The 11544-nt window shown below is 58.8% G+C and carries 9 protein-coding genes and 3 rRNA genes; 4 read left to right on the forward strand and 8 right to left on the reverse strand.

Annotated features, from left to right (window positions below):
* Positions 1 to 50 precede the first annotated feature (50 nt).
* From LH390_RS03060 to rrf, 4 genes are all read left to right on the forward strand, one after another.
* A 16S ribosomal RNA gene (locus LH390_RS03060) occupies positions 51 to 1579 on the forward strand.
* A 10-nt stretch (positions 1580 to 1589) separates the two neighbouring features.
* Positions 1590 to 1823: a hypothetical protein gene (locus LH390_RS03065; RefSeq protein ID WP_227288208.1), complete on the forward strand. Its 234-nt coding sequence runs from the start codon at positions 1590 to 1592 to the stop codon at positions 1821 to 1823.
* A gap of 6 nt (positions 1824 to 1829) precedes the next feature.
* Positions 1830 to 4931 (forward strand): 23S ribosomal RNA (locus LH390_RS03070).
* Positions 4932 to 5028: 97 nt separating this feature from the next.
* Positions 5029 to 5147 (forward strand): 5S ribosomal RNA (gene rrf / locus LH390_RS03075).
* The 16S, 23S and 5S rRNA genes sit together here, the layout of an rRNA operon.
* A gap of 183 nt (positions 5148 to 5330) precedes the next feature.
* Here the strand turns inward: rrf and LH390_RS03080 are convergent.
* The 8 genes from LH390_RS03080 to LH390_RS03115 all read right to left on the reverse strand — a co-directional run bounded on the left by LH390_RS03080 (position 5331) and on the right by LH390_RS03115 (position 11492).
* Positions 5331 to 5891 (reverse strand): NADPH-dependent FMN reductase, encoded by a 561-nt coding sequence (locus LH390_RS03080; RefSeq protein ID WP_227280644.1) that lies wholly within the window; start codon positions 5889 to 5891, stop codon positions 5331 to 5333.
* A gap of 2 nt (positions 5892 to 5893) precedes the next feature.
* Complete coding sequence (gene nrdF, locus LH390_RS03085) at positions 5894 to 6907, reverse strand: class 1b ribonucleoside-diphosphate reductase subunit beta (protein WP_227280643.1); 1014 nt, start codon at positions 6905 to 6907, stop codon at positions 5894 to 5896.
* A complete protein-coding gene (nrdI, locus tag LH390_RS03090) occupies positions 6904 to 7404 on the reverse strand; it encodes a class Ib ribonucleoside-diphosphate reductase assembly flavoprotein NrdI (protein WP_227280642.1) in 501 nt (166 codons plus the stop codon). Before nrdI ends, nrdF begins: the two co-directional genes overlap by 4 nt.
* 195 nt (positions 7405 to 7599) lie before the next feature.
* A complete protein-coding gene (locus tag LH390_RS03095; RefSeq protein ID WP_227280641.1) occupies positions 7600 to 8289 on the reverse strand; it encodes a metal-dependent transcriptional regulator in 690 nt (229 codons plus the stop codon).
* Positions 8290 to 8330: 41 nt separating this feature from the next.
* Positions 8331 to 8969: a DUF3239 domain-containing protein gene (locus LH390_RS03100; protein ID WP_227288272.1), complete on the reverse strand. Its 639-nt coding sequence runs from the start codon at positions 8967 to 8969 to the stop codon at positions 8331 to 8333.
* A complete protein-coding gene (locus LH390_RS03105; protein ID WP_227280639.1) occupies positions 8966 to 10639 on the reverse strand; it encodes a DNA repair helicase XPB in 1674 nt (557 codons plus the stop codon). The genes LH390_RS03100 and LH390_RS03105 overlap by 4 nt, the downstream gene beginning before the upstream one ends.
* 99 nt (positions 10640 to 10738) lie before the next feature.
* Positions 10739 to 11227 (reverse strand): hypothetical protein, encoded by a 489-nt coding sequence (locus LH390_RS03110; protein ID WP_227280638.1) that lies wholly within the window; start codon positions 11225 to 11227, stop codon positions 10739 to 10741.
* Positions 11228 to 11231: 4 nt separating this feature from the next.
* A complete protein-coding gene (locus LH390_RS03115) occupies positions 11232 to 11492 on the reverse strand; it encodes a helix-turn-helix transcriptional regulator (RefSeq protein WP_227280637.1) in 261 nt (86 codons plus the stop codon).
* Positions 11493 to 11544: the final 52 nt, after the last annotated feature.

The raw sequence follows: 11544 nt of genomic DNA on the forward strand, positions 1-11544 counted from the left end.
TTTTCTTGTCAGTTTTTCTTTTTTGCTAGGTTTTGGCTTTTCACGAGCCTTTTGTGGAGAGTTTGATCCTGGCTCAGGACGAACGCTGGCGGCGTGCTTAACACATGCAAGTCGAACGGAAAGGCCTCCTGCTTGCAGGGGGTACTCGAGTGGCGAACGGGTGAGTAACACGTGGGTGATCTGCCCTTGACTTTGGGATAAGCCTGGGAAACTGGGTCTAATACCGGATAGGACCATCGTTTAGTGTCGGTGGTGGAAAGCTTTTGCGGTCAGGGATGAGCTCGCGGCCTATCAGCTTGTTGGTGGGGTAATGGCCTACCAAGGCGGCGACGGGTAGCCGGCCTGAGAGGGTGGACGGCCACATTGGGACTGAGATACGGCCCAGACTCCTACGGGAGGCAGCAGTGGGGAATATTGCACAATGGGCGCAAGCCTGATGCAGCGACGCCGCGTGGGGGATGACGGCCTTCGGGTTGTAAACTCCTTTCGCATGGGACGAAGCTTTTTGTGACGGTACCGTGAGAAGAAGCACCGGCTAACTACGTGCCAGCAGCCGCGGTAATACGTAGGGTGCGAGCGTTGTCCGGATTTACTGGGCGTAAAGAGCTCGTAGGTGGTTTGTCGCGTCGTCTGTGAAATTCCGGGGCTTAACTCCGGGCGTGCAGGCGATACGGGCATAACTTGAGTACTGTAGGGGTAACTGGAATTCCTGGTGTAGCGGTGGAATGCGCAGATATCAGGAGGAACACCGATGGCGAAGGCAGGTTACTGGGCAGTTACTGACGCTGAGGAGCGAAAGCATGGGTAGCGAACAGGATTAGATACCCTGGTAGTCCATGCCGTAAACGGTGGGCGCTAGGTGTGAGGGTCTTCCACGACTTTCGTGCCGTAGCTAACGCATTAAGCGCCCCGCCTGGGGAGTACGGCCGCAAGGCTAAAACTCAAAGGAATTGACGGGGGCCCGCACAAGCGGCGGAGCATGTGGATTAATTCGATGCAACGCGAAGAACCTTACCTGGGTTTGACATGCACTGGATCGGCGCAGAGATGTGTCTTCCCTTTGTGGTCGGTGTACAGGTGGTGCATGGTTGTCGTCAGCTCGTGTCGTGAGATGTTGGGTTAAGTCCCGCAACGAGCGCAACCCTTGTCTTATGTTGCCAGCACGTTGTGGTGGGGACTCATGAGAGACTGCCGGGGTTAACTCGGAGGAAGGTGGGGATGACGTCAAATCATCATGCCCCTTATGCCCAGGGCTTCACACATGCTACAATGGTCGGTACAGTAGGTTGCGAGACCGTGAGGTGGAGCTAATCCTTTTAAAGCCGGCCTTAGTTCGGATTGGGGTCTGCAACTCGACCCCATGAAGTCGGAGTCGCTAGTAATCGCAGATCAGCAACGCTGCGGTGAATACGTTCCCGGGCCTTGTACACACCGCCCGTCACGTCATGAAAGTTGGTAACACCCGAAGCCCATGGCCCAACCAGTTTTCTGGGGGGAGTGGTCGAAGGTGGGATCGGCGATTGGGACGAAGTCGTAACAAGGTAGCCGTACCGGAAGGTGCGGCTGGATCACCTCCTTTCTAAGGAGTTTTGTTTATTTATTTTGTTTTCTGGGTGGATCGCATGCCACGTCTGTGGGATGGTGATGGCAAAATCGTGTTGTATGTTGGTGCGTTGTTGGGTGTCTGGCATGGCATGCTTGTTGTGTGTGGTGTCGTTGATCGGCCAGTAGGCTGGCTGCCGTGTTTTCGTGGTGGTTGGTTGCAGGTTGATGGGTTGTGTGAGAACTGTATAGTGGACGCGAGCATCTTTATTCTTGTGTAAATTGTTTGTTGTGTTTTTTAAGGCACACGGTGGATGCCTTGGCATACTGAGCCGATGAAGGACGTGTGAGTCTGCGTTAAGCCTCGGGGAGTTGGCAACTAAGCGTTGATCCGAGGATGTCCGAATGGGGAAACCCGGCCATCGTTGTTGGTGGTCACCCTTCCATGAATTCATAGTGGTTGTGGGGGTTACGCGGGGAAGTGAAACATCTCAGTACCCGTAGGAGAAGAAAACAATAGTGATTCCGTTAGTAGTGGCGAACGAACGCGGACGAATGGCTAAACTGCATGCGTGTGATACTTGGCAGGGTTTGCGTGTGTGGGGTTGTGGGTGCATGTGTGATGGGTCTGTCAGCCTGTCGGCGTTTTTGTGCGTGGTGAAGCGGAAGTGGTTTGGAATGGCCTGCCGGAGTAGGTGAGAGTCCTGTACGTGAATCATCATGTGTGGCGCTAATGTGTTTACCCGAGTAGCAGCGGGCTCGTGGAATCTGCTGTGAATCTGCCGGGACCACCCGGTAAGCCTGAATACTCAGTGTGACCGATAGCGGATTGAGTACCGTGAGGGAATGGTGAAAAGTACCCCGGGAGGGGAGTGAAATAGTACCTGAAACCGTGTGTTGACAATCCGTCAGAGCCTTGACTGTGGGGTGATGGCGTGCCTTTTGAAGAATGAGCCTGCGAGTCAGCGGCATGTCGCGAGGTTAACCCGTGTGGGGTAGTCGTAGCGAAAGCGAATCCTAATTGGGTGTTTTTAGTGGCATGTTCTGGACCCGAAGCGGGGTGATCTACCCATGGCCAGTGTGAAGCGATGGTAAGACGTCGTGGAGGCGCGAACCCACTTAGGTTGAAAACTGAGGGGATGAGTTGTGGGTAGGGGTGAAAGGCTAATCAAACTCCGTGATAGCTGGTTCTCCCCGAAATGCATTTAGGTGCAGCGTTGTGTTAGCTTGCCGGAGGTAGAGCTACTGGTTGGTTGAGCGGGACTATCATCTTAGCAACATCAGCCAAACTCCGAATGCCGGTTAAGTGGTGCATGGCAGTGAGACTGTGGGGGATAAGCTCCATTGGTCGAGAGGGAAACAGCCCAGATCGCCGGCTAAGGCCCCTAAGGGTGTACTAAGTGGAAAAGGATGTGGGATCGCGAAGACAGCCAGGAGGTTGGCTTAGAAGCAGCCATCCTTGAAAGAGTGCGTAATAGCTCACTGGTCGAGTGGTTCTGCGCCGACAATGTAGTGGGGCTGAAGTACACCGCCGAAGCCGCGGCAGCAAGTCTTTTGGCTTGTTGGGTAGGGGAGCGTCGTGCATGTGTTGAAGCGTCCGTGTGAGCGTGGTGTGGAGTGTGTGCGAGTGAGAATGCAGGCATGAGTAACGAGTGGTAAGTGAGAATCTTACCCGCCGTATGACTAAGGGTTCCTGGGTCAAGTTCGTCTTCCCAGGGTGAGTCGGGGCCTAAGGCGAGGCCGACAGGCGTAGTCGATGGTTAACGGGTTGATATTCCCGTACCCGTGTGTGTGCGTCCATGGTGAATCAGGGATACTAACTGCCTGCTGTCACTGGCTTTGTCGCATGCCCTTTTTGGGTGTGTGTTGTTGGTGGTGGTGCGCAGGGCCTGATCTGGTAGTAGCCAAGTGATGGGGTGACGCAGTAGGGTAGCTGGGCCACTTATTGGATTGTGGTGTAAGCGTGTAGGGTGTGGTGTAGGTAAATCCGTGCCATGTTAAACCTGAGGCGTGATGCGTAGCCTTTTTTGAGGGTGATGTCAGTGATCCTGTGCTGTCGAGAAAAGCCTCTAGCGAGTGCATGTACGGCCCGTACCCTAAACCGACACAGGTAGTCGAGTAGAGTATACTAAGGCGTTCGGGTGAACTGTGGTTAAGGAATTCGGCAAATTGCCCCCGTAACTTCGGGAGAAGGGGGCCCATGTGTGGTGCATCATCCTGTGCGGTGGTTGTGCTGTGTGTGGGCGCAGAGGATAGAGGGAAGCGACTGTTTATTAAAAACACAGGTCCGTGCGAAAACGTTGAAGTTGATGTATACGGACTGACGCCTGCCCGGTGCTGGAAGGTTAAGAGGACCTGTTAGATCCCTTGTGGGTCGAAGCGGAGAATTTAAGCCCCAGTAAACGGCGGTGGTAACTATAACCATCCTAAGGTAGCGAAATTCCTTGTCGGGTAAGTTCCGACCTGCACGAATGGCGTAACGACTTCCCTGCTGTCTCAACCACAGGCCCGGTGAAATTGCAGTACGAGTAAAGATGCTCGTTACGCGCGGCAGGACGAAAAGACCCCGGGACCTTCACTATAGCTTGGTATTGGTGTTTGGTTCGATTTGTGTAGTATAGGTGGGAGACGTTGAAGCATTGACGCTAGTTGGTGTGGAGTCGGCAAGTGAAATACCACTCTGGTCGGATCGGGCATCTTAACCTTGGCCCATGATCTGGGTTGGGGACAGTGCCTGGTGGGTAGTTTAACTGGGGCGGTTGCCTCCTAAATGGTAACGGAGGCGCCCAAAGGTTCCCTCAGCTTGGTTGGCAATCAAGTGTTGAGTGTAAGTGTATAAGGGAGCTTGACTGTGAGAGTGACGGCTCGAGCAGGGACGAAAGTCGGGACTAGTGATCCGGCACCTACTTGTGGATGTGGTGTCGCTCAACGGATAAAAGGTACCCCGGGGATAACAGGCTGATCTTCCCCAAGAGTCCATATCGACGGGATGGTTTGGCACCTCGATGTCGGCTCGTCGCATCCTGGGGCTGGAGTAGGTCCCAAGGGTTGGGCTGTTCGCCCATTAAAGCGGCACGCGAGCTGGGTTTAGAACGTCGTGAGACAGTTCGGTCTCTATCCGCCGCGCGCGTTGAAACTTGAGAAAGGCTGTCCCTAGTACGAGAGGACCGGGACGGACGTACCTCTGGTGTGCCAGTTATTCTGCCAAGGGTAGGGCTGGTTGGCTACGTACGGGAGGGATAACCGCTGAAAGCATCTAAGCGGGAAGCCTGTTTTGAGATGAGGTTTCGTTTGAGGTGTCCTGTAGATGACGGGGTTGATAGGCTAGATCTGGAAGCCATGTAAGTGGTGGAGGTGACTGGTACTAATTCGCCGAGTAACACAACAAGTGTTGTTGTTGTGCGAGAGTATTATGGGTGTTTGCGTCCACTGTGCAGTGTCTGGCATGGCTTGTTGGCTTGTGCTGGTTGGTTGTTTTTTGGTTGTGTCGGTGGTTGATGGTGGCGGGGTCACGCCCGGTCCCTTTTCGAACCCGGAAGCTAAGCCCGTTTCACGCTGATGGTACTGCACTCGGGAGGGTGTGGGAGAGTAGGTTGCTGCCGGCCTTTAACTTAATGTTGGGGTGTGGGTGGTGTGTTGTGGAGTCTGTTGACTTCGTGGCATGCCACCCACACTTTTTTTATACCCACAACACCCGCACAGGAAATGCGGGTTGTAGAGACTTCTGAAAGAATAAAGGCCCTGGAGGGAACGCTCGCGTCCACCTCCAGGGCCTTTCTGCTGGTCCGCTACACCAAGGCTACGAGCCTTCTCAAATAGTCGGCCACAAAGTCCCTCGTGCTTTCGCTAAGCCACTGCCCATCAGAGGTAATGAGGGTAGGGGACTGACCCAGGAACACTTCAGGTTGGCCCGGCATCGGCATATCAAAGTAGGACAACGCGAGGCGTAGATTCTTCTGTGACGAGTAGCCGCCCATCCTGCCCACAGAATGGCTGATGATGCCCGCAGGCTTGTTCTTCCACACCACATCCGAATTCGGTTTCGATCCGATGTCCACGGCGTTCTTCAAACATGCCGGAATGGTGCGGTTGTTTTCCGGGGTGACAAAGAGAACGGCGTCCAGTTCGCGGATGGCGTTGCGGAAATCGGTGTACACCGCCGGGGTTGGCACTTCGGGGACGTCCGGGTCGTCGTAGTCGAAGTTGTACAAGGGTAGGTGCGCGATGGGAAGGATCTTCGCTGTGGTGGCGTCGGGAAGCAGCTCCATTGCAGCACGCGCGATGGCGGCCGCGTAGGAGGCCTTACGCAGGCTGCCGACGATGATCCCAAGGTTGGTAGGTGTTCGCATTGTTAGAAATCCCAATCTGAGTCGGAGGTGACCTCGGCTTTGCCCATCACGTAGGAGGAGCCGGAGCCGGAGAAGAAGTCGTGGTTTTCATCCGCATCGGGAGACAAGGCGGCCAGGATCTCTGGGCGCACTTCTGTTTCCTCGGGTGCGAAGGGGGCGGGGTAGCCCAGGTTCATGAGGGCCTTGTTGGCGTTGTAGCGCACGAAGACGGCGACGTCGTCGCTTAAGCCGAGTGGCTCGTAGAGGGCGCCAGAGTATTCCAGCTCTAGCTCGTAGAGGCGGGCCAGCAGGGTATGGACAAAGTCGTCCATCTCTTCCCGGCGGTCTGGGTAGTGGTCCAAGCCGCGTTGGTATTTGTACCCGGAGTAGTAGCCGTGGACTGCTTTGTCTCGCAGGATGAGCCGGATCATGTCTGCAGTGTTTGTCAATGTGCTGCGTGCGGCGAAGTGCAAGGGCAGGTAGAACCCTGCGTAGAGCAGTAGGGACGACAGCAGGGTGGACGCGGCTTTCCGCTTGAGGGGGTCGGGCCCGTAGTAGTGCTCGAGGACGGTTTTCGCGCGGGTTTGCAGGACGTCATTGTTGACGGCCCACCGGTAGGCGTCGTCGATTTCTGTGGTGCTGGTCAGCGTGGAGAAAACGGAGCTGTAGGAGCGTGCATGGATCGATTGCATGAACGCGATATTGGTGTAGACGGCCTGCTCGTGTTCCGTGCGTGCATCGGGGATCTGGGCGACCTCGCCGACGGTGGCTTGGACGGTGTCCAGCATGGTCAGTCCCGTAAACACGCGGATAGTCTGGCGCCGCTGAAGGGGGCTGAGGGCCTTCCAGTCCGGCAGGTCGTTGGACAGCGGCACCTTTTCGGGCAGCCAGAAGTTGGCGGTCAGTCGGTTCCACACCTCGAGGTCTTTGTCGTCTTGGATGCGATTCCAATTGATGGGACGCAGGCGGGCGTGCGGGTCGGTGCGGTAGCTCGGCGGCGTGACGGAGACGTCGATAAGCGGTGGCAGTGTGGTCATGGCTGGGTCCTTTCGTGGGGGCCGAAGAGGCAGTCGAGAATGGAATTGGTGGTGGAGACGTCCCTGCTGGTTCCTAGTAGCTCAAAGCGGTGAAGTTCGGGGACATGGCACTTGGCGGCGATGATGGGCCCGGCGATGCAGTAGTCGGTGCCAAAGTTGCGGTTGCCGCCGGTGATCACGCCGCGCAGGTGGGCGCGGTTGTTCGGATCGTTGAGAAAGGCGATGACCTGTGGGGGCACGGCGCGGGATCGTTGCCCGCCGCCGTAGGTGGGCACGATGAGTACGAAGGGGCGGCAGACCCGGATCATGCCGTCGCGGCGCGGATAGAGGGGGATGCGGGTGGCTGGCCGGTTGAGGCGCTGGACAAAGCGTTTGGTGTTCTCGCTGACGGAGGAGAAGTAGACGATCTCGTGGGAGGCGTCGGGGGGAAGCGGGTGGAGGGTGAATCTGGGGGTCCAGGTCTCTGGTGGTGAAGAGGTATGCGTTTCTCCAGTCATGGAACCAAAACTAACACGAGCAGTAAGCCGAAACTACGGCACGCCGTAATTTGATCCTGTATGTGTGCCACTCCCCAAACATATCTACTACTACAAAGATGACAGCGTCGTCATCACGGGGTCAGCCCTCTGACCCGGCCCCCACGCCGCCATCACCTCGCCGTCATCCCCTCGCCGCCAACTGAGACGCCGCCGTCACTCAGGCAACGGTGTCACCCAGATGGCATCCGTCGCGCCTGTTCCCAGCTGCACGGGGCGGGTGGATCCTGGCACAAAGACCCCAAGGGTCTCAGAAAACGGCGTGCCTAGCTCCACGGCGACTATCGCGCCGATGGTGATGCCGTGGCCTGCGCAGTATTGCAGCAGTTCGGAGTTTTGGTCGGAGATGCGCTCTACGCGTCCTTGCTGCCCTGGCGACAGGGTGGTCAGCGGTATGGCGTCGGGCTTGCTGGTGGTCCCGTCTGGCTGCGGGATGGGGTCTCCGTGGGGGTCGCGGGTTGGGTGTCCCAAGACGGCGTCCATGCGGTCGACCATGAAGTCGGAGACGGCGTGTTCGAGTGCCTCGGCCTCCTGGTGTACTTGGTCCCAGCGGTAGTCCAGGGTGGTGACCAGGAAGGTCTCGATGAGTCGGTGGCGGCGCACCATTTCTACGGCTACGGCGCGCCCGGCGGGGGTGAGGTCTATGGCTCCGTACCGGGTGTCTAGCAGGAGTCCTTGGTCAGTGAGTTTGCGCACGGCGTCGGAGGCGGCGGAGATTTTCACGCCGACGCGCTGTGCGAGCGCGGTTTTGCTGACGGGATCTCCCGACCACTCCTGAAGGAGCCACACGGCCTTGAGATAGTTTTGGCTGCTTGCTGAAAGCTCGCTGGCACGGGAGACGGGCATGTCCGCATGCTAGCACCGTGCTGGTGTGCCTCGCGGGGTCCTCACAGGATGAGCAGGTTGCGCGGGGTGGCCTTGACGTCGTCGAGGCGGCTGCGCAGCTTTTTTACCTTCCCCCAGGTAGCGCGGTCAATGGCGGCGGTGGCTGCCGCGATGGTTTCTGTATCCGGCGTGCCCCACGCGATGGGCATGGGGGTGATTTCGTCCCATGTTTGTGCGCGGCTGGAGCGGCGCCCACCGACCGCGGCGGCGGGCACTTGGACGCCTACTTTGCGTTCGTGGCCCTTGAGTGCTGTGACGGTGCGCAGGGCTAGTGCTGGGACTGGGGGGCCTGCGGGGTCCACGGAGGCGTCGACAAGCGCGAGCAGGACGACGTCGCGGGCGTTGACTTCGGCGATGATCGCGGGGACGAGGGGGTAGCGGTCATAGAGCTGTTGGGCCTGCCCGGCGCGATTCGGGGTGACGCACGCGATGATGACAAAAACGATCGCCACTGCGGCAAAGCCGGCGAAGAATAGCCAGCTGCCGGCGTAGGAGCTGAGGATGAGGCGGGCGGCTATGCCGGCGCCGAGGAAGATGGCGGCAAGAATAAGTGCGGCTATGCGCAGTCTGCGCGAGTCGCGCAGCAATTCATTGTTTTGTTTGGCCCAGGCTTCGTCGACTCTAAAATGGTAGGGCTTCATGGCAACCTTTCTGTGCTGAGAAATTTATCAAGATCACCAGCGTCAACAATATGGTAGGCGTAGCCTTGCTCCGCTAAGAAGCGTTGCCGATGTGCCGCATACTGCGTGTCCAAGGTGTCCGTGCTGACAACAGAATAGAAGTGCGCGGTGTTTTCCGCCTGCTTGGGGCGCAGGAGCCTTCCCAGGCGTTGGGCTTCTTCTTGGCGGGAGCCGAATGATCCGGATATTTGAATGGCCACCGCGGCTTCGGGTAAGTCGATGGAGAAGTTGGCTACTTTGGAAACAACGAGTGTGGTGATGCGCCCGGACCGGAAGTCATCGAATGCGCGCTGCCTGTGGGCCGTTGATGTTGCTCCGGTGATGAGGGGGAATCCAAAATGTGCGGCAATTTCTTCGAGCTGGTCCACAAATGCGCCGATGATGAGCGTCGGCTCTGACTTGTGGTGAGATACCAGCTTATCGACGACCCCCACCTTGCCGTGCGCGCTCGCCGCAAAGCGGTAGCGTTCCCGCGGTGGTGCTGTCGCATAGGCCATCCGCTCGGATTGGCTGAGCGTGCAGCGTACTTCGACGCATTCGGCGGTGGCGATGAACCCGGAGTGCTCGAGGTCTTTCCAGGGGGCGTCGTAGCGTTTGGGCCCGATGAGGGAAAAGACGTCCGCCTCGCGGCCATCTTCGCGCACGAGCGTTGCCGTTAGCCCTAATCGGCGCCGCGATTGGAGATCGGAGGTCAGCCGGAATACGGGGGCGGGCAGGAGGTGAACTTCGTCGTAAATGATCAGGCCCCAGTCGCGGGAATCGAAAAGCTCAAGCGCCCGATATTCCCCCTTGGTTTTGCGGGTGACCACCTGGTACGTGGCAATAGTTACCGGACGGATTTCTTTCTTTTCGCCAGAGTATTCGCCGATCTCTTCGGGCGTGAGGCTGGTGCGGGCGAGCAATTCGTCGCGCCATTGCCGCCCGGCGATGGTGTTGGTCACCAGGATCAGCGTGGTGGCTTGCGCCCGGGCCATCGCCGCCGCCCCGACGATGGTTTTGCCGGCCCCGCAGGGCAAAACGACGACCCCGGACCCGCCTTCCCAGAAGGCCTCAGCGGCGTAGCGCTGGTAGTCGCGCAGATGCCAGTCGGTGCCGTCGGTCAGGGCGATAGGGTGGGCTTCTCCATCGACGTAGCCGGCGCGGTCCTCGGCCGGCCAGCCGATGGCTATGAGTTCCTGTTTGAGCCTGCCGCGTTCGGAGGGGTGGACGACGTGCGTGGTCGCATCGATCTGCGCGCCGAGCATCGGCGCGATCGTCTTATTGTGACGCAGCTCGGCGACCAGCGCCGGGTCTGCGGTCTCCAGAACCAGCCCGTAGGCGGGGTGATTGTGCAGGCGGATGCGGCCGTAGCGCGACATGGTTTCGGCGACGTCGATAAGCACTGCCTGGGGGACGGGGAAGCGTGAGTAGCGCTCGAGTACATCCACCGCCTGCTCGGCGTCGTGGCCGGCGGCGCGGGCATTCCACAGTGCGAGTGGGGTGATGCGGTAGGTGTGGATGTGCTCGGGTGCGCGTTCGAGTTCGGCGAAGGGGGCGAGTGCCGCGCGGGCGGCATCGGCGTCGGGGTCACTGAGATCAAGGAGGACCGTCTTGTCCGATTGCACGATGAGGGGGCCTGCGCCGAGCGCCACTGTGTACCTTCGACCTTTCCTTGGTGGGGCTGTGGTCAACAACCGTATCGACGCCTCATTATGTCACGGGGGCGTCAACGCTCGCCGCAGCCCCGTGGCTCAGGCATCCTCTGGATCCGCGGCACTGCGCAGGTCATCAGTATTGGCACCACCTGCCAGCCCGCGGGCATAGGTGTAGGCGGAGACTAGGGCCAGCCAGCCTGCCGCCATACCCAGCAGGCGAAACGCGATCATGCAGCCTTCAGTACCTAGCGCAGGCACGGCCGCCGGGAGGACGAGCGCGACCGTCATGACAACCAGCAGGCTGCACATGAACCACGTCATGGCCCGGGAGCGCAGGCGCAGCGCGCGGGCTGCCAGGTATTCGTCCAACCCATGTGGGGTGGCGGTAAATGAGACCCCGGTAGCGCGTTGCAGCGCCACGAGACACAGCGGATGCAAGACCATTCCTACAACCCACAGTGTCATCGCGGTGGGCATGTGGAACGGGAAGATGGGAAGCGCCATTCCCGCGATGCCGAGGGTGACATCGGCGCAGGCGATCAGGCGGTTGCGGCGGGTGACGGTGGCGGGTCGAGTGGTTGACATAGTGCTAGCTCCTGGTGAGGGAATCGGCAGACAGCGGGGCAAAGGGTGTCCGGGAGAACACCGCCTCAACCGGCAGTTCATATACCTCGCAGATGCGCAAGGCCAGGTCGAGGCTGGGGGAGTGGTCGCCGCGTTCGAGGGCGCCCACGGTCTGGGGGTTGACGTCGATGAGTTCTGCGAGTTGGGCGCGCGAAAGGTTGCGCTCGGTGCGTAGCAGGCGGATGCGGTTGTAGATGGGTCTAGCTGGTCGTCGTCGCGGTGTCACACAACAAACTGTTGCATAAACCCAACAGTCCGTCAAGAGTATCTACCCAATG

Source organism: Corynebacterium uberis (assembly GCF_020616335.1).
Classification (GTDB): domain Bacteria; phylum Actinomycetota; class Actinomycetes; order Mycobacteriales; family Mycobacteriaceae; genus Corynebacterium; species Corynebacterium uberis.